The sequence below is a fragment of the Subtercola boreus genome, from assembly GCF_003399625.1.
Lineage (GTDB): Bacteria > Actinomycetota > Actinomycetes > Actinomycetales > Microbacteriaceae > Subtercola > Subtercola boreus_C.
The window spans coordinates 231,950-249,083 of sequence record NZ_NBXA01000007.1 but is presented as its reverse complement, the minus strand read 5'-3'; the positions used below and the strand labels follow the sequence as shown (position 1 = coordinate 249,083).

Genomic DNA, 17,134 nt, shown 5'->3' with positions numbered 1-17,134 from the left:
CCGTTCTGTAGCCGACGGCAGACTCTTAGAGGTCGTCAAGAATCGCGGCGGTCTTAACCGCGGTCTCGAACTCGACCAAGGCCTTGGCTGTGTATTCGATCTCGAGTCGGACCTGATAGTTATCGCCAGCCAGAACCAGATAGATGTCCGTCTCCGGCAAATTCCAGATTTCATAGCGGCTGAGATGACCCGCCGAAACCGCCATGCCCCATTCGTTGGGTGAGTCCTGATAGAGGTCGTTGTTCCAGAACTCCTCCACGCTCGTGGGCGGACCATATTTCTGTCCCAAAAAGTCTCCGAGCGTCCTGAAGTCCATCAGAAACGCACCGTCATGGCTGTGCTCTTGAGTGATGAGGTACTTTGCTCGGGTCAGAACGTCGTCGACGAAAAGGTAGAGCGCCGTTGCAGTCAGTTGTGCAAGGAGAAGCTCGTACCCCACATAGTCGTCACCACTACTGTCCGGCTCTCGTCCTTCTGCCGCGATGACGACAGATCGGTCGACACCCCACGCGACCTTCCGAAAGCCGTTCGCTCCGGACCCCGCATCGCGGGCCGGAGCTCGAAAAGTCCACCTCCCATCGTCGAACAGCTTCGCGCGCCTGCCGTCAGCCAAGAATGCTTCAAAATCCACATCTTCCCCCTGTAGTTCGACATTACTCGACGTGAATTACGCCCCTGTCGCGGTGCGAGGCCCTCCTCAGCCCACCACTTCGCGCTCCGCGCTGTAGCGCGGCGCCATCGACTCCGTCTGCTCCATCACGAGTTTGATCGCCTCAGGCTGCCTGTCGGGCGGGTAGCCGTTCAGCACCAGCAGTCGCTTGATCGATGAGCGGAGTTTCGCCCGCACGTCGTCGCGCACGGTCCAGTCGGTGCGCACATCACGCCGCATGATGTCGACGAGCTGGCGCGCGATGGCCGCGAGCACGCCTTCACCCTGCACTTCGACGGCTGATTCGTTCGCCGCGACCGCGTCGTAGAACGCCAGCTCGTCGCTGTTCAGCGGCGGGGTGAAGCGCGAACCACGCGCCGCCTCTGCCGCGACCTCGCGGGCCAGCGCCACCAGCTCGGCGATGACCTCCGCCGAGGTGAGCTGCTGGTTGGTGTACTTCTTCATCAGCTCGGAGATGCGCTCCGAGAACGCGCGCTGCCGCACCAGGTTGTTGCGGGTGACGGCCGACGATTCATCCATCAGCAGCTTGCGCAGCGCCTCGATCGCGAGCTGCGGGTTGCGGGCTGCCTGCGTTTTCGTGACGAACTCGGGTGTGAGGTCGGCGAGCGACGGCTTCGGCATGCCGGCCGCTTCGTAGATGTCGAGCACATCGCCGGCATCCGTCGCCTGGGCGATGAGGTTGCCGAGCAGTCTCTGGATGTCCTCCGGCACCGGCTCGTTGCGAGCCTGCCTATCGTTGGCGTCGAATTTCGCCATCCAGACGCGAACCTCTTCGTAGAAGCCGACCTCCGGGCGCAGCTCCGCGAGGTTCTGGGTGCCCGAACTCAGGGCCCACGCACGGGCCAGCTGGCTGGAGAGCGCGCGGTACCGCGACGCGAGCGACTCCTCGCCGGGGGCCGGATGGTTGCCGGGGGTGCCCACATCGCGCAGGTAGTTGGTGGCACCGTGCGCCGCATTCAAGAACGCCTTTGGCCCGCCCGCCTTCAGCACGGCCTTCCAGTTGTAGCCCGCCAGGAGCACCCGCAGCTCCTCCACGAGTTGCACCGTCAGGCCGATCGCCTCATCGATGTTGCGGCCGACCGGCTTGTTCTCGCGGTCGTTGTCGGTGTACTCGGCGAGCGCCTTCGCAAGGTTGTCGACGAGGGGCGCGTAGGCGACGAGCAGCCCGTCCTGCTTGCCGCGGAACGTGCGGTTCACCCGCGCCAGCGTCTGCATCAAGAGCGCGCCCTTCAGCGGGCGGTCGAGGTAGAGCGTGTGAAGCGGCGGCGAGTCGAACCCTGTCAGCATCATGTCTTTGACGATGACGATCTCGAGTTCGTCGTCCACCTGCCGCAGCCGCTCCTTGATCGCAGCGTTCTGCGAGTCGCGACGCACGTGGTCGATGATCGGCGACGGATCGGATGGCGTACCCGAGTAGACGACCTTGATGCGGCCCTTGGCAAGATCAGACGAGTGCCATGAAGGGCGCAGGGCGACGATCGCCGAGTACAGACGCGCGCAGATCTCACGGGTGGCGCCGACGATGAGCGCCTTGCCGGGTGCCGAGATGAACGGCTGCAGCTGCGAGCGGCGTTCCTCCCAGTGCGCCACGATGTCGGCGGCGAGCGCCTCGATGCGTTCGGGCGCTCCATAGACCGCGTTGACGACAGCGACGGTCGCCTCGATGCGCGCGCGTTCCGTGTCGTCGAGACCCACGGTGGCCTCATCGGCGAGCGAGTCGAGCTGGGCCTCCGTCATCTCCGGCGCGAACCCGACCTTGATCAGGCGCGGCTCGAAGTAGACGGGAACGGTGGCACCGTCATCCACTGCCCGCGTCAGGTCGTAGATGTCGATGTAGGGCCCGAAGACCTCCTGCGTGTCCCGGTCGTCGAACGAGATCGGCGTGCCGGTGAACGCGATCAGCGTGGCGTTCGGCAGGGCATCCCGCAGGTGCTTGGCGTACCCGTCGAGGTCGTCGTAGTGGCTGCGGTGCGCCTCGTCGACGACCACGATGATGTTGCGCCGGTCGGAGAGCAGTGGATGCTCGGTTCCCGACTGCTTCTCGGCCTTCGACAGCCCGAACTTCTGCAACGTCGTGAAGTAGATGCCGCCCGTGACGCGGTGCGTGAGCTCGTCACGCAGCTCCTTGCGACTCGTGATCTGCTTCGGCATGCTCGGCAGCAGCAGGCTGCGCTTGAAACTCTCGTACAGCTGACCGTCGAGTTCGTTGCGGTCGGTGATCACCACGACGGTCGGGTTCTTGAGCGCAGAGTTCCGACCGACCAGGTTCGTGTAGAGCTCCATCTCCATCGACTTGCCGGAGCCCTGCGTGTGCCAGACCACCCCGGCCTTGCCGTTGCTCGCCACCGCCTGGATCGTGCTCCCGACAGCCCGAGTGACCGCGAAGTACTGGTGCGGCTTGGCGATGCGCTTCGTGAATCCGTCTTCACCCTCGTCGAACGCGGTGAAGCTCCGCATCAGCTGCAGAAAGCGTTCCTGGTTGAACAGCCCGCTCAGCGCATGCTCGAGCGAGGTCGTCACGTCACCGGAGGCCGTCAGCTCCCTGCCCACCGGCTTGCCGTCGTCGTCGACGTTCCACGGCGAGAAGTGGTTGAGCGGAGTGAACGGCGTGCCGTACTTCGTGTCGAGCCCATCGGAGGCGACCGTGAACACACAGAACCGGAACGCCATCTGGAATTCGCGGAGGTACGTCTGCAGCTGGGCGTGCGCACCCGCAACGGTCGCCCCCTTACTGCCGGCGCGCTTCAGTTCCAGGATGCTCAGGGGCATGCCGTTCACATAGAGCACCACATCGAACCGACGCTTGTAGTCACCCTGGATGATCGTCACCTGGTTGACCGCAAGCCAGTCGTTCTGGTCGGGATCGTGCGACACCAGCAGGATCGTCGGGTTCGCCTCACTGCCGTCGGAGTCGATGTAGCTGAGCCGGAACCCGTTCACCAGAAACTCGTGGATGCGGTGGTTCTCCGTGATCGCATCGGCCGACTTCGGCGAGGCGATCTCCGCGACGGCCTGCTGCAGGTACTGCACCGGAACCGTCGGGTTGAGCTTCTGCAACGCGGCCAGCAGGCGCGGACGGATCAGCAGCTCGGCCCAGCTGCCGCGCTCCCCCGTGCCCGGGGCGACCCTGTCGCCGGTCATCGGCGTCCAACCGAGCGGCTCGGCGAGCGTATCGAGTGCGAGCTGCTCCCACTGCGCCTCGGTGTAGCCGGCCATCAGACGGCCTCGCTGACGATCGTTTCGGCGTCGCGCACGCGCAGCGCGCCGGACATCAGTTGCGGGAGGAGGGTGTCGCGGAGCTCGGCGAGTTGCTGGCTCTCTCGGGAAATTTGCGAAGACAATGTGATCATGGGACGGGCCGTCTCCGTAAATTTTCGTCGGACCAAGCCGGAGTGGAACGGCCGCCTGATTGCCATAGCTTCATTTCGATTGAGTCCTGGTACGGCTGAGTCTGAGTTGAGTTCTTTGAGGCCAAGTCCTCGAAGAGCAAAGAACGCATACTCGGAGCTCACGTCCGGACCCTTTGGCTCGACAAAATAAGTTGTGTCAATCGGCCAGTGGGGCCCGTCTACCCAGTGGACGGCTCCCGCTGTGCCCTTACGCCCGACGACCACTCCGCTGTCTGCGACGATAGGGGTGTCGTGAACTCCGACAGCCCCTCCGCTTCCAATGACCTTGACTGCTCCAGGAACTCGAATCTCGGCTGGCAATGGTTTGCCGTACTCGAACGACAGCAGATCTCCCAGAAAGACGTCGCCGGCCGTAGATGGTTCAAGGCTCACAAAAACTGCCCCGACGAGCTCCTCAATCGTGGTGGCAAGTTTGGTGTTGGCGGCGATCTTGTCGTCCAGCGCCCCCAGCACCTCCGCAATCGCCCGCTGTTCGCTTCGGCCCGGAACCCAGAAGCGGTAGCTCAGGAAGTCTTTTTGGCTGAGATCAAGATTAGTTGTACCTGTGGAATGCACACGGCAATATGCACGGTAGGCCGGAGCGTGAAGTGTGTAGTAGAGGAACGCTGAGTCGACCGAATCATTTTCGATGTTGAGGCGGATCGTGTCCTGCGTCAACCGGCCGAGTGGAACTTCAGCTGGAACTCGAGCAACTGCTCCCAACAAATCAGCGGAATGCGTCACGTCTTTGAGCGAAACGTACAAATCGCCAGGCGTGAGCAAAATCTTGTCTGACGTTTCACCACCATACGTCTTCAACTTTGAACCCTTGAATCCCCCATTTCGCTCGATTGTGCCGAGCCCCAACAACATCGGGCCAGGTAGCCCAAGAAGAGCGCTGTGATAGGACTGGCCGCGCTGTAGGGAAACGAACTGACCAAGCATGCCTTCAGTGGCCAACCTTGACACCTCCCAGAAGAATTCGAAGAGAGCTCGCAAGGCGCTCAGACTCTGCGAACTGGGCGTAGAGCTCGGACTGCAGGCGTTCGATTTTCAGGTGGATATCCTCGCCGTCGCCCTCCACCTCGGCCGCGCCTACGTAGCGGCCGGGGGTCAGGGCATAGTCGGCGGCGGCGATTTTGGCGAGGGTGGCCGAGTAGGCGAAGCCCGCTTCATCCGCATAGGTGAGTCCGGCATCCTGGGCTGACGTGGTGCCGCGCCAGGCGTGGAACGTGCCCGCGATCTTGGCGATGTCGTCGTCACTGAACGCGCGCTCCGCGCGGTCGATCATGTGACCGAGGTTTCGGGCGTCGATGAAGAGCACCTGGCCGGTGCGGTCGACGGAGCCGTGGGATCCTGCGCTCTTGTCGCGGGAGAAGAACCAGGTGCAGACGGGGATGCCCGTGCTGCGGAACAGCTGGGTGGGGAGGGCGATCATGCAGGAGACGAGGTCCGCTTCGACGAGCTGGGCTCGGATGTCGCCTTCGCCGCCCGAGTTCGACGACATCGAGCCGTTCGCCATGACGACACCGGCGCTGCCGCCGGGGGCGAGCTTCGAGATGATGTGCTGGATCCACGCGTAGTTGGCATTGCCCGCGGGCGGCACTCCGTAGCGCCAGCGCGGGTCGCTATCGTTGCGCGCCCAGTCCTTGATGTTGAAGGGCGGGTTGGCCATGACAAAGTCGGCCTGCAGGTCGGGGTGCTGGTCGCGGGCGAAGGTGTCACCCCAGCGAGAGGCGAGGTTGCCGTTCAGGCCGTGGATGGCGAGGTTCATCTTCGCCATGCGCCAGGTGCGCTCATTCAACTCCTGGCCGTAGACCGAGATGTCGCTGCCCTCGCGGTCGTGGTGCTCGAGGAACTTCTCGGCCTGCACGAACATGCCGCCCGAACCGCAGCAGGGGTCGTACACGCGGCCGTGGGTGGGCTCCAGAACTTCGACGAGCACGCGCACGACGCCGGCGGGGGTGTAGAACTCTCCCCCGCGCTTTCCTTCGGCGGCGGCGAACTTCTCGAGGAAGTATTCGTACACCTCGCCGAGCAGGTCACGGGCCCGCTTGGCACCCTCGCCGGCAAAGCGCGCGGTGTTCAGCAGGTCGATGAGCTCGCCGAGGCGGCGCTGGTCGATGTTGTCGCGGTTGTAGACGTGCGGCAGGGTGGCGGCGAGCGAGGGGTTCGCCGTCATGATGAGATCCATAGCCTCATCGATCAGCAGCCCGACCGACTTCGCCGGTTCGCTGCCCACCGCTTCGAGCCCCTTGGCGTTCTCGGCGAGGTAGTCCCAGCGGGCAGCGGGGTCGACCCAGAAGACGCCGCGGCCGGTGTACTCGTCGACATCGTCGATGAGCTGGGCGATCTGGTCGTCGTTCGCCCCGGCATCCTGGAGCTCGGTGCGGATCTGCGCGCGCCGCTCCTCGAACGAATCGGAGACTGGTGGTTGAATGTCAGCGAGACGGATTTCGACTCATCTGCTGGCACGTTGGATGGCGGTAACTCCCGTGCCGTGTCTCACTCCCACAACGGTGTCGCTCACGTCGTCTCAGGTATCAGTCACGCCTGGGGCGAGTAGACGCCATCAAGCGGGCAATCGATCTCAGTTCCGCCATCGATTCGCTGATACTCCCTGCCAGGCCGGATCCTGAGCGATCGGCAGTGGGCATCTCCGGGGGAAGCACACTCGCGACATCGTCGAAGATGCCCCGCATCAGCTCAGACAATCCGGCGATCTCGTCAGTGAGCGACGGGCCCGCCCCGACAAGCGCCGGTGAAGGCACGGAGAGCGCGGCAAGGGTGGCCGGTGGGAGTTGGGGAAAGGCGAAGCCCGGGAGAGCGAGCCTCGGCAGCCTGCCCATCCTCACCGAGAATTTCGGCAACTCGTAGCATTCCACCTGCCCGACTTCCACCGCAACCTCGCTGTACGACGATCGGGCTCTGATCGAAACGACCCCGCTGGAGGCGATCCGGATGCTTGCCGCTCCGCTCTCCGCATCCGCCTCATGCCAGGTTCCTTGCGGATCCTGGATGGCGACGGTGTAGGTCGACCGTGACGAGATCGACCACTCAACCCGCACGTCCTGCCCCCTCACCACTGCCGACCGCGAGACGGAGACGAAGTTCACTGAGGGGGGCGCGACGGCCCACGAGATGACCTGCCGGAGACTCTCGGAGAGTTCAGCGGCAGAGGGACGCTGATGCGGATCCTGGTCTACTGCCCGCGCGATGACAGCGCTGAATTCTGGAGTGATCCTCGCTTCGAGTGCGGCGGTGAGGGCCTTTCTCTGAGTGGACCCGGGGCCTGGATCCAAAAACCGCAGCAGTGCCAAACCCAGCTTGTAACAGTCGCTCGCGAACCCCTGGAGTCTCGCTGCGGAGAGGCCGGCGTACTCTGGCGGCTCCCAGAAGGGAAAGTGCCCTTGCCTGGTTGCACGAGTGCTGTCTGAAATGCTGGCCGTCGCATCGCAGTCGAGGAGGAGCACCGCGCCCGAGCCGAGATCATAGACGGCGTTTCGAGGATTGATGTCCCCGTACACGATTCCCCGGTGGTGCAGAAACTCGATTGCCCTGGCCAGGTTCGCCATGACCTGCATTCTGAACACCAAGTCGTCATCCGTGTCGATCTTCAGCGCTCTGCGCGTCTCCTCGTCACGGGACAGAGCGCCGAGTCCCCGAGTCTCTGCGATCGGCGCTCCAGCCGAGTCGACAATGGTCTCGAGGAACGGGGACGGAATGAGGGGCATGAGGCAGCCGATCTCCTTCCCCGCATCGACGACCATGGCAACGGGCCAGACTGCGAGCGCATCCAGTTCGGCTCGATCCGATGCAGAGAGCGATTCGCGGAACGCCACCGAATCTCGCATTCCGGTGAGCACCTTCTCCTGAGCCCGAGCTTCGAGGATCTTCTTGGGTTCCTTGAACGCCATCCTCCGCGGGTCGTGACGCACCGGGAGCCCCGCCACCTCGTGCACGACACCCTCGCCGCCCTCGCCCAGCCTCCTCGCCAGCTGGAGCGACGAGTACGCGATACTCACGCGGTGGGCTCCGGGATTCGTCCTGAGCCGCCGAGCCACACCCCCACGACAGTGCGGTCGTCGATGAAGGAGCGACGTGCGAAAGAGACCTGAGACCCGAACTCGAAGAGGTTCGGCGGCGATTCCCACCATGCGGCAAGGGAGAGCCGCACATCCGGAGACAGCTGCAAGGGAGTTCCGACTCCGTCCGTCATCACGAAGACAGCACCGTGGGAGATCAGCTGTGACTGCACGTTCACGGCAGCCTCGGCAAACGGTATGGCCGTGATCGGAGCGCTGAACGATTCGTCCACGTCCCCATCCGGCGACCAGAGAGTCCACTCGGAATTTTGGAGAATCCAGATCGGACTGTCTCCGATCGAACAACGCGCGAGATCGAAGCCCCCTGCTTCGCAGACGCCGATTGTGAGAGCCGTGAGTGTCGTCGCCATGCTCTTCGTCGCAGACTCGCGGGCCAGGTCGACGACGGAGGCGTTGATCTCCCGGACGAGTTCCGGGAGATCGCGGAAACCCTCCCGCCACAGTTTCTGCCCCAGTTCGGTCGCACGAGTACTGGCGAGCCGAGAATCCGGGAGCGACCCCACGCCGTCGGCCACCAGCACCAGGAGCGTCTGCGAATCCTCGTCCCACGTGACCGAGAAGGCATCCTGCCGCTCCGTTCCCGCGCTTCGGTGTTGGAGTCCCCTGATCGAGGCTGCCCTGATCTCGAGAAGGCCGAGCGCGCTCTCGCTCAGTTCCGCGTCTGCGCCGGACGAAACGAAGAGTGGCACGCCACCCCGCGTCTCTGACGCCATCCTGCCCGGCTCACCGATTGCCGGGCCGGTTGCTGTGCGTGACTCGACGGCACCATGCCCAGCCATGTTCAGAAGGCCTGGTCGACTTTGTCCACTTCTCCGTGCTGGAGCTGCGACGAGGCGGATGGCGCAGCCGGCACGATGGAGGGGCTCGGAGAAGACGCAGTCATGGTGGACTGCAGGATGGTGGCACCCCAGGTCTGACGGATCTCCTGCAGAACCGCGCTGGCGTCCCGGCCGTCCGACAGGAACCATCGACCTCGCTTCTCACCGAAGTCGGGGTACGCGAGCTGCTTCAGAACGTCCTCTTTCGCATTTCGGAAACCGAAAGCCATGACGTAGGGCCACCGCGGGGTGACGTCTTTTCCCTGCAGACCCTGGAAAGTCTGTCGGAATGTCGCTCGGTCGGCGGGTTCGCCGTCGGTCAGGAAGAAGACACAGGGCCTGAACATCGAACCGTTCGCCGCCTTGATCGAGGCATAGTCCTGCTCGACCGTGACGGCGAAGGTCTTCCACGCTGCAGAGAAGTCGGTTCCCCCTTTCAAGACGAAAGGGGGAACCGACTCGATGGCTGACAGCCTCGACAACGGGACATCCACTCCGGCAGACGTCCCGAACGTGATGACAGACAGCATGGCGACGTCATCCGTCTGAGGGTCCCGGCGGAGCTCATCGATCAGGTCACGGACGGCCTGGTGCAGAGCGTCCAGATCACCGGCCATCGACCCAGACGTGTCGGCGATGATGTAGAACGGCATGACCAATTGGCCCTCACCGACGCGAAACGAACTGTTCTCAGCCATACGCCTGAACTCCCCCTGGTGTGATCTCCCCACGAAATCACTTCGGTCACAGTCTAGGGATGCACGGACGGCCGGCAGAACAACCGCAGCGCGGCTACGAGAACTGGATCCCGCCGTCGACGAGGATCGTCTGGCCGGTGATGTAGTCCGAATCCGCGGACTAGAGGAACGAGACGAGCTGCGCCACGTCGTTCGGCACCAAGACCCGGCCGAGCAGGATCGACTTGGCGGCCGATTACGGCCCGAGGAACGCGAATGGACGGAACGCGACGATGGATGCTGCACCCGCGATCTTGCCGCTGGCGCCCTGCGCGATGAACTGAAGGGCTCAGCGGGCGCGCGGCGGCGGCGGCTCGTCGGAGACCTGGTCCGCATCCTCGTCGAACCCGGGAACCGGGATGACCGCGATGTCGACTCCCGCCGTGAGCAGCAGCAGCGCCTTGCGGGGCACTCCCTCGCCGTAGTTCACCGACAGCCACTGGGGTTCTGTCGAGGCGAGGCCGGAAGCGATGTCGGCGAGCACATCGTCGAGCTCGCGGTCTCCGATGCTGTAGGTCTCGCCGCCGTAGATGATGTTGATGCGTTTCATCAGGAGGCGTGCACCTTCATGGGCGAGGCGGCGACGGGTGGCGCCTCCGGTTCGGGCAGCAGCCGCAGTCCGCCTGCGGTGTTCGCCGATTCGGCGAGAACCTCGACCCACGCCGGGTTGATGCGCGGCATCTTGCTGCCGAAGTACTTGTAGACGAGCGGCATCGACGGGTGCAGCCACACCGTCGTGCGTCCGTCGCCGACCCCGTCGTCATCCCGCCAGCTGAAGTAGAGCGGCTCACCCCGGCGGAGCTTCGCCCCGACGACGATCTGGATGTGCGCCAGCACCCGGTCGTCGAAGTCGACCTTGAGGCCTGTGTTGTAGGTGAAGGTTCCCATGAACGCTCCATTTCGACGGTTCCGGCTGCGTCCGGATGACCCAGACAGAGTGTGTTCTCTGAGCGGTAGAAGTATATCCGCGCCCGTGTGGGCGTTCATCCGCACTCGGGATCCGCACTCGGGCGTACACCATCGGCGTGAACCGGTAGCTGAACCGGAGAAGTGGCCAGAGATCCGTCTTTGCGGAAATAGAATGGTCCCCATGTCGCAGATACGGATACGGGACGCCGCCCACTACCTCGGGGTGAGCGATGACACTGTTCGCCGCTGGATCGAGAACGGGGTTCTCGCAAGCAGCAGGGATGACTCGGCGCGCACTGTCGTCGACGGCTTCGAGCTGGCGCAGCTCGCTCGGAAGAACGCTGTACTGCCCGAAGACCCGTCCGACATCGGCCGCTCGGCCCGCAACCGCTTCGTGGGTCTCGTCACCGAGATCACCATGGACAGGGTGATGGCCCAGGTGGAACTCCAGTGCGGGCCCCACCGGGTGGTCTCGCTCATGTCGAGCGAGGCCGTGCGGGAGCTCGGTCTCGAACTCGGCTCCATTGCTGTAGCCGTCGTGAAAGCCACGACGGTGATCGTCGAAACCCCTGCGGGGAAGGTTCAGAACACATGACACGCACCAAGGCTTCAGGGCGCAGCATCCGAAACCTCTCAGCCCTTGTGCTGGCGGCAGCCGTCGTGACAGGGGCGGCCGCCTGCGCCGGCACGTCCGCAGAACCCGCGGCCGGCACAAGCGCACCGGACGCATCGGCGAGCGCCACGGCGACGACCGCACCCGCCGGCACCATCACCGTCTTCGCCGCCGCCTCGCTGAAGGCGACCTTCACGAAGCTCGGCACCGACTTCGAGGCCGCGAACCCGGGCACTACGGTGACCTTCAGCTTCGCCGGCTCCTCCGACCTCGTCACGCAGATCACCGGCGGCGCCCCCGCCGACGTGTTCGCCTCGGCCGACACGAAGAACATGACCAAGCTCACCGCCGCCACCCTGGTGAGCGGCACCCCGGTGGACTTCGCCACCAACATCCTCGAGATCGCGACCCCGCCCGGCAATCCGGCGGGCGTGAAGTCGTTCCAGGATCTCGCGAACCCCGACATCACGACCGTGATCTGCGCGCCGGCCGTGCCGTGCGGTGCGGCGACGGTCACCGTCGAGCAGGCGACCGGCGTCACCATCCCCGCCGTGAGCGAGGAGTCGGCCGTCACCGACGTGCTCGGCAAGGTCAGCTCGGGCGAGGCCGACGCCGGTCTCGTCTACGCAACCGATGTGCAGGGCGCCGGCAGCACCGTCGAGGGCGTCCCCTTCGCGGAGTCGAGCGCGGCCGTGAACACCTACCCAATCGCTGCGCTCAGCGCCACGAAGAGCCCCGGGCTCGCCCAGGCGTTCATCGACTACGTGACGGGCGCCGACGGCCAGGCCGTGCTCACCACCGCCGGGTTCGGAAAGCCCTAGCGGCAGCCCGTGCCGCGCATCGCTCCCTCGGGCCCGGGGTCCGTTCCCCGCTGGGTCCTCGCCATCGCCATCATCGGCGCACTCTTCGTGGTGCTGCCGCTGGTGGCGATGGTCGTGCGCGTCAACTGGGGAGAGTTCATCCCGCTGATCACCTCCGAGTCGTCGGTGGATGCCCTGCTGCTCAGCCTCCGCACGAGTGCGGCCGCCACAGCACTCTGCATCGTCTTCGGCGTGCCGATGGCACTGGTGCTGGCCCGCACCTCCTTCCCCGGGCAGCGGATCGCGCGCTCCCTGGTGCTCCTGCCCCTCGTGCTGCCTCCCGTGGTGGGCGGCATCGCGCTGCTCTACACCTTCGGCCGCCAGGGGCTGCTGCGTGAGCCGATGAACGTTCTCGGCATCCAGATCGCCTTCTCGACGACCGCGGTGATCCTGGCCCAGACCTTTGTCGCCCTGCCCTTCCTCGTGCTCAGCCTCGAAGGCGCGCTCCGAACGGTCGGCACGCGGTACGAAGCCGTCGCCGCAACGCTCGGGGCCGGCCCGACAACGGTGCTGCGGCGCATCACGCTCCCCCTGGTGCTGCCCGCTCTCGTCTCAGGATCGGTTCTCTCGTTCGCCCGAGCGCTCGGTGAATTCGGGGCCACCCTCACCTTCGCCGGCAGCCTGCAGGGCGTCACCCGCACCCTGCCGCTCGAGATCTATCTGCAGCGGGAGACCGATCCGGACACCGCCGTCGCCCTCGCCCTCGTGCTGGTCGCCGTCGCCGTTCTCGTCGTCGGTCTCGCTCACCAGGCGGGCTCCCGCACCCGCGCGGGAGGTGGGCTGCTGTGAGCTTCAGCTTCAGCGCGACCGTCGCGCGCCGCGGATTCGACGTCTCGTTCGAGCTGGCCGAGGGCGAGACTCTCGCGGTGCTCGGCCCGAACGGGTCCGGCAAGTCGACGCTGCTGAATCTCATCGCGGGGCTGCTCACACCGGATGCCGGCGAGGCCGTGCTGGGCGGCGAGACGCTGTTCCGGGGCCGCGTCTTCACCCCGCCGCACGCGCGCGGCATCTCGCTCCTCGCCCAGGAGGCCCTGCTCTTCCCGCACCTCAGCGTGCTGAACAACGTGGCATTCGGCCCGACCAGCGCCGGCGTGAAACGCGCGGACGCTCTTCGCACCGCCCGGCGGTGGCTGGCCGAAGTGGATGCCTCAGAGTTCGAGACCCGCAGGCCCGCGCAACTCTCCGGAGGGCAGACTCAACGCATCGCGGTGGCGCGCGCCCTCGCCGCGGAACCACGGCTGCTGCTCCTCGACGAACCGATGGCCGCCCTCGATGTGGCCGTCGCGCCGGCGATCCGCCGGATGCTCCGCCGCGTCCTCGAGAAGCGCACGGCCATCATCGTGACGCACGACGTGCTCGACGCCTTCACCCTTGCCGACCGCGTGATCGTCATCGACAGGGGGCATGTCGTCGAAGACGGCCCTACCCGCAGTGTGCTGGAGCAACCGCGCGACCCCTTCACGGCCGGCATCGCGGGTCTGAACGTGCTGGCGGGCATCCGCACCGCCGGGGGGATGCGCACCGCAGCGGGCGACGAGCTGCAGCTGCCCGGGCCGGCGGATGTCACACCCGGCACTGCCTGCACGGCCGCGATCCGGCCGTCGGGCATCCGCATCTCCGGCGAACGTCCCGCAGGCGCTGCGAACTCCCTGCGACGCGTGGTTCGGGATCTCGAACCCCGCGGTGACCTGGTGCGCCTCGGCAGCGACGACCTGGCAGCGGATGTCGCCCCGGCACTGGTCGCCGACCTCGACGTCACTCCGGGGTCGAGCGTCTGGTTCTCGTTCGAGCCGGCAGACGCGACGCTCTACGCCACGGCGCGCTGAGCGGAGCTTGGCCGGCCGCTCTGGCCGCACCTCATCCGGACTCGCGATTGGATGCGCCGGTCAACCCCCCTGCGGGGCCGTCGCGATGCCGCGTAGCGTGGGAGCGGATGCGGCGTCAGCGCCGCCCGCGACGAGAGGAACTCCGATGACAGACCCCGAGCCGACCGAGACCAACACCGCATCGACGGCCGCTTCCGCGCCGGCGTCAGATCCCGCTCCCGATCCCGCCAAGCGCGAACTGCAGGACGAACTCGACAGCATCCGCGCGACCGGCGAAGACCTGCGCGGCTGAGGCCGCCGGGCCGCCGAGCGCCGGGCCGTCCCCGGCGCGCCCGGGCTGAGCGGGTTCAGGGGTTTCGCCGGGAACGCGGATGCCTCGGCCAGCCGGGTCCGAAAGGCTGGGGCACACATCGCCTTCGCTCCCGATGACGCTCCCCCGGTCATCCGACGACCCAGGAAAGGTCCCGCCATGCTCCGTTCCCTGCCTCGCCCTCTCGCCGACATCGTTCTGCTCGTCGCACGCCTCGCCCTCGCCGCCGTCCTCATCTCCCATGGATTGCAGAAGGTCTCGAACGGCTTCGGCGCCACCGCCTCAGGTTTCGCAGGGATGGGCATCCCCTTCGCCGAAGGCGCTGCGGCATTCACGATCGCCGTCGAACTCGGCGGCGGGTTGCTGCTCGCACTCGGTGCGTTCACGGCCCTGGCCGGCATCCTCGTCGCCGTCGCCATGGCGGGCGCGCTGTTCTTCGCCCATGCGGGGTCGGGCGTCTTCGCCGCTGACGGCGGTTGGGAACTGGTCGGGATGATCGGGGCGATCGGCCTCGTACTCGCCGCCGTCGGCGCCGGAAGGCTCAGCGTCGACAGGCTGCTCGGCCGGGGATCCGCGCGGTCGCGTCGCCGCCCGGCCCGCCGCCCCCGCGCCGCGACGGCGTAGCCCGACCTGCGGCCCCCTCCGCACCCGAGACCCTCGATCCCCTACGCTGGGGGGCGTCAGGGTCGACACGAGGGAGCACGTTGTGAGCCGAGAAGCACCGCAGGGCATCCGCGCCTCCAGCTCGGCGGGCGTCGTCGGCACGGCCCGCACCACCCTGCTCGGCGGGCTCGGCATCGTGCTCGCCATGCTCTACCCGGTGGCCGGCACGATCGATCCGGCCTGGCCGAACATCCCCGGCGCGCAGCTGGTGGTCTGGATGGTGTTCGCCGTCGCCTGTGGCATCCTCGCCTTCGGCGTGCCCGGCGAGCGCAGCATCGTCGGCGACTCCGGCGTGGGGCGGGTGGCGCTGTTCGTCTTCGGCATCCACGAGCTCGTGCTCGGCATCGCCAGCATCGTGACCCCGGTCGTCTCCGACCCGTCAGCCGTCTTGGCTTCGGCTGGCACCCCCGCTGCGATCTTCGGCGGCTGGGTGTTCCAGTCGGTCGGCATCCTCGGGCTCGTCGCCTCCGCGGTGGCTGCGGTCGCCATCGTGCGGGCGGGCATCCTGCACGGGCCGGCGCGGTGGATGCTCCTGCCTGTGCCCGTCGTCTGGGCCGTGGGGATGGCCCTGCTCTTCGTGCCCGTGCAGGAGGTCGCCCTCGTCGGAGTGCGGTTCAGCACCGCGGTGTTCCCGCTGCTCGCGCTCGTCGGCGCGGCCTACGCACTGCACGGTCGCTGGCCGGCGATCCGCGCGTGGCTCCGCGTCGTCAACGAGAAGTGGTGACCCACCACACACGAGGAGCATCAGAGGGGAAGCGCTCAGGCCGGTGCAACTACCCGCAGCCCAGCGGAGACTGCGGCGCGGGCGAGCTCACCGTCGTAGGTGAGGATCTCGTCGGCACCCATACGAAGCGCCGCCGTCAGATGAATCGCGTCGTTCGATCGCAGAGGCGCATGAGTGCCCGCAGCGAGCAGGTCTCCGCGCGTGACGTCGACCAACACAACGGCATCCAGCACGATTGCAATCGACGCAGTGTCGATGATTGTTGGATTCCTCCCCGCTGCACAGTGCAACTCTGTGTGCAGCAACCACGAAGCAGCAATCTGCCGAGACGAATCCGCGAGTGCGAGGAGAAGGGCGGCAGACTCCTTCTCCTCGACCAGAAGCTTCATTGCGGCAGAGGTATCCAGGTAGGCAACGGTCACCAACGACCTCGGCTGTCCTCAAGCATCTGCTGAGAAGAAATCAGGGACACTACCCGCGTGATCGCGGCCAGGCTCTCGATGCTCGCACGGGCGGGACGCGCTTCACCGCGGGCAATGAGACCCTCCAGCAGGTTGCCCCCGACCGGAACAATGAGAGCTGCCGGACGGCCGTTGTTGCTCACCTGCACAGATTCTCCAGCCTCGACGCGGCGCAGGATCTCGCCGCTCCGATTGCGCATCTCTCGGTGCGTCACGGTTTCCATGCTCCTAACGTAGCACGCTGTAGCACTTGGGGAGAGGTGAACCGGAGGAGACCGGGGTCAGTCGAGGGGGACGCCGAAGTCCTTCGCGATGCCGGCGAGACCGGTCTCGTAGCCCTGGCCGACGGCACGGAACTTCCATTCACCGTTGTTGCGGTAGATCTCAGCGAACAGCATCGCCGTCTCACGCGCCGCGTCTTCGGTGAGGTCGTAGCGCACGATCTCCTCGAGGTCCTGGTCGAGCACCCGGCAGAAGGCGGAACGCACCTGGCCGAAGTTCTGGCGACGGTTGTCGGCGTCGTGGATCGAGACCGCGATGACGATCCGCTCCACGTCTGCGGCGACCGCAGCGAGGTCGATCACGATCTGCTCGTCGTCGCCGTCACCCTCGCCCGTGCGGTTGTCGCCCTGGTGCACGACGGAGCCGTCGGGCGTCGACATCTGGTTGTAGAAGATGAAGTCGTCGCTCGAGCGGATCCTGCCGTTCGCCGCCACCAGGATGGCCGAGGCATCCAGGTCGAACTGCTCGCCGGCTGTGGTGCGCGGATCCCAGCCGAGACCGACAGTCGCGATCGTCAGCCCCGGGCTGGTCTTCGTGAGCGAGAGGTTGGTGCCTTTGGAGAGGCTGAGTCCTGCCATCGCGTCGATGCTCCTTCTGGATCCTCTGCCCGCGGGCCGTTCAGGCCACGGAATCGATCACTCCATTATGGACGTGCTGCCTGAGACGAGCGTGAGCGACGCCCGACTCGAGCACAGGGCCGACGCGGAACTCGGCCACTGAAACAGAAAGCCCGGCTCCCTCTTTTACAAGGGAACCGGGCTTGTCA

18 protein-coding genes and 2 pseudogenes are annotated in these 17,134 nt (G+C 66.0%); 7 read left to right on the top strand and 13 right to left on the bottom strand.

Annotation, left to right across the window (positions count from 1 at the left end; genetic code table 11):
• Positions 1–25: 25 nt before the first annotated feature.
• The 10 genes and pseudogenes from B7R21_RS04780 to B7R21_RS21105 all read right to left on the bottom strand — a co-directional run.
• Positions 26–631 (bottom strand): hypothetical protein, encoded by a 606-nt coding sequence (locus B7R21_RS04780; protein WP_147305806.1) that lies wholly within the window; start codon positions 629–631, stop codon positions 26–28.
• 66 nt (positions 632–697) lie between these two features.
• On the bottom strand, positions 698–3,886 hold the full coding sequence (locus B7R21_RS04775) for a type I restriction endonuclease subunit R (RefSeq protein WP_116282094.1): 3,189 nt from the start codon (positions 3,884–3,886) through the stop codon (positions 698–700).
• Entirely contained in the window at positions 3,886–5,019 is a 1,134-nt protein-coding gene (locus B7R21_RS04770) for a restriction endonuclease subunit S (protein ID WP_147305805.1), read from the bottom strand. Before B7R21_RS04770 ends, B7R21_RS04775 begins: the two co-directional genes overlap by 1 nt.
• Positions 5,009–6,487: pseudogene (locus tag B7R21_RS04765) on the bottom strand (SAM-dependent methyltransferase); the annotation flags it as partial. The pseudogene B7R21_RS04765 and the gene B7R21_RS04770, both read right to left, overlap by 11 nt.
• Before the next feature lie 115 nt (positions 6,488–6,602).
• On the bottom strand, positions 6,603–8,084 hold the full coding sequence (locus B7R21_RS04760) for a protein kinase domain-containing protein (protein WP_172592055.1): 1,482 nt from the start codon (positions 8,082–8,084) through the stop codon (positions 6,603–6,605).
• Positions 8,081–8,854 (bottom strand): protein phosphatase 2C domain-containing protein, encoded by a 774-nt coding sequence (locus B7R21_RS04755; protein ID WP_172592054.1) that lies wholly within the window; start codon positions 8,852–8,854, stop codon positions 8,081–8,083. Before B7R21_RS04755 ends, B7R21_RS04760 begins: the two co-directional genes overlap by 4 nt.
• Positions 8,855–8,946: 92 nt before the next feature.
• Positions 8,947–9,681: a vWA domain-containing protein gene (locus B7R21_RS04750; RefSeq protein WP_116282090.1), complete on the bottom strand. Its 735-nt coding sequence runs from the start codon at positions 9,679–9,681 to the stop codon at positions 8,947–8,949.
• 328 nt (positions 9,682–10,009) lie between these two features.
• The gene (locus B7R21_RS04740) at positions 10,010–10,270 is read right to left on the bottom strand and encodes a hypothetical protein (protein WP_116282089.1); all 261 of its coding nucleotides are present in this window, start codon (positions 10,268–10,270) and stop codon (positions 10,010–10,012) included.
• Positions 10,270–10,608: a DUF7882 family protein gene (locus B7R21_RS04735; protein WP_116282088.1), complete on the bottom strand. Its 339-nt coding sequence runs from the start codon at positions 10,606–10,608 to the stop codon at positions 10,270–10,272. The genes B7R21_RS04740 and B7R21_RS04735 overlap by 1 nt, the downstream gene beginning before the upstream one ends.
• 93 nt (positions 10,609–10,701) lie before the next feature.
• A pseudogene (locus tag B7R21_RS21105) lies at positions 10,702–10,812 on the bottom strand (hypothetical protein); the annotation flags it as partial.
• Between B7R21_RS21105 and B7R21_RS04730 the strand changes: the two are divergent.
• The 7 genes from B7R21_RS04730 to B7R21_RS04705 all read left to right on the top strand — a co-directional run bounded on the left by B7R21_RS04730 (position 10,811) and on the right by B7R21_RS04705 (position 15,625).
• Positions 10,811–11,224, top strand: coding sequence for a TOBE domain-containing protein (locus tag B7R21_RS04730; protein ID WP_116282087.1), 414 nt, complete (start codon positions 10,811–10,813; stop codon positions 11,222–11,224). The pseudogene B7R21_RS21105 and the gene B7R21_RS04730 overlap by 2 nt on opposite strands.
• Positions 11,221–12,063, top strand: coding sequence for a molybdate ABC transporter substrate-binding protein (gene modA / locus B7R21_RS04725; RefSeq protein WP_116282086.1), 843 nt, complete (start codon positions 11,221–11,223; stop codon positions 12,061–12,063). Before B7R21_RS04730 ends, modA begins: the two co-directional genes overlap by 4 nt.
• A 9-nt stretch (positions 12,064–12,072) precedes the next feature.
• The gene (locus B7R21_RS04720; RefSeq protein ID WP_116282085.1) at positions 12,073–12,891 is read left to right on the top strand and encodes an ABC transporter permease; all 819 of its coding nucleotides are present in this window, start codon (positions 12,073–12,075) and stop codon (positions 12,889–12,891) included.
• Entirely contained in the window at positions 12,888–13,928 is a 1,041-nt protein-coding gene (locus B7R21_RS04715; RefSeq protein WP_116282084.1) for a sulfate/molybdate ABC transporter ATP-binding protein, read from the top strand. Before B7R21_RS04720 ends, B7R21_RS04715 begins: the two co-directional genes overlap by 4 nt.
• Positions 13,929–14,073: 145 nt before the next feature.
• Positions 14,074–14,220, top strand: coding sequence for a hypothetical protein (locus B7R21_RS19990; RefSeq protein WP_172592053.1), 147 nt, complete (start codon positions 14,074–14,076; stop codon positions 14,218–14,220).
• A 177-nt stretch (positions 14,221–14,397) separates the two neighbouring features.
• Positions 14,398–14,862 (top strand): DoxX family protein, encoded by a 465-nt coding sequence (locus B7R21_RS04710; RefSeq protein WP_116282083.1) that lies wholly within the window; start codon positions 14,398–14,400, stop codon positions 14,860–14,862.
• 82 nt (positions 14,863–14,944) lie between these two features.
• Positions 14,945–15,625, top strand: coding sequence for a hypothetical protein (locus B7R21_RS04705; protein WP_116282082.1), 681 nt, complete (start codon positions 14,945–14,947; stop codon positions 15,623–15,625).
• 35 nt (positions 15,626–15,660) lie between these two features.
• Here the strand turns inward: B7R21_RS04705 and B7R21_RS04700 are convergent, their stop codons facing one another.
• From B7R21_RS04700 to B7R21_RS04690, 3 genes are read right to left on the bottom strand one after another with little or no spacing between them, the layout of a single operon-like run.
• Entirely contained in the window at positions 15,661–16,047 is a 387-nt protein-coding gene (locus B7R21_RS04700) for a type II toxin-antitoxin system VapC family toxin (RefSeq protein WP_116282081.1), read from the bottom strand.
• The gene (locus B7R21_RS04695; protein ID WP_116282080.1) at positions 16,044–16,310 is read right to left on the bottom strand and encodes a type II toxin-antitoxin system Phd/YefM family antitoxin; all 267 of its coding nucleotides are present in this window, start codon (positions 16,308–16,310) and stop codon (positions 16,044–16,046) included. The genes B7R21_RS04700 and B7R21_RS04695 overlap by 4 nt, the downstream gene beginning before the upstream one ends.
• A 57-nt stretch (positions 16,311–16,367) precedes the next feature.
• Positions 16,368–16,946, bottom strand: coding sequence for a TerD family protein (locus B7R21_RS04690; RefSeq protein WP_147305804.1), 579 nt, complete (start codon positions 16,944–16,946; stop codon positions 16,368–16,370).
• Positions 16,947–17,134 lie beyond the last annotated feature (188 nt).

Excerpts from the sequence above, each read along its gene's own strand:
- B7R21_RS04730 (WP_116282087.1), top strand. The coding sequence starts at position 10,811 with ATGTCGCAGATACGGATACGGGACGCCGCCCACTACCTCGGGGTGAGC.
- B7R21_RS04710 (WP_116282083.1), top strand. The coding sequence starts at position 14,398 with ATGCTCCGTTCCCTGCCTCGCCCTCTCGCCGACATCGTTCTGCTCGTC.
- B7R21_RS04690 (WP_147305804.1), bottom strand. The coding sequence starts at position 16,946 with ATGGCAGGACTCAGCCTCTCCAAAGGCACCAACCTCTCGCTCACGAAG.
- B7R21_RS04750 (WP_116282090.1), bottom strand. The coding sequence starts at position 9,681 with ATGGCTGAGAACAGTTCGTTTCGCGTCGGTGAGGGCCAATTGGTCATG.
- B7R21_RS19990 (WP_172592053.1), top strand. The coding sequence starts at position 14,074 with ATGACAGACCCCGAGCCGACCGAGACCAACACCGCATCGACGGCCGCT.
- modA (WP_116282086.1), top strand. The coding sequence starts at position 11,221 with ATGACACGCACCAAGGCTTCAGGGCGCAGCATCCGAAACCTCTCAGCC.
- B7R21_RS04695 (WP_116282080.1), bottom strand. The coding sequence starts at position 16,310 with ATGGAAACCGTGACGCACCGAGAGATGCGCAATCGGAGCGGCGAGATC.
- B7R21_RS04735 (WP_116282088.1), bottom strand. The coding sequence starts at position 10,608 with ATGGGAACCTTCACCTACAACACAGGCCTCAAGGTCGACTTCGACGAC.
- B7R21_RS04740 (WP_116282089.1), bottom strand. The coding sequence starts at position 10,270 with ATGAAACGCATCAACATCATCTACGGCGGCGAGACCTACAGCATCGGA.
- B7R21_RS04775 (WP_116282094.1), bottom strand. The coding sequence starts at position 3,886 with ATGGCCGGCTACACCGAGGCGCAGTGGGAGCAGCTCGCACTCGATACG.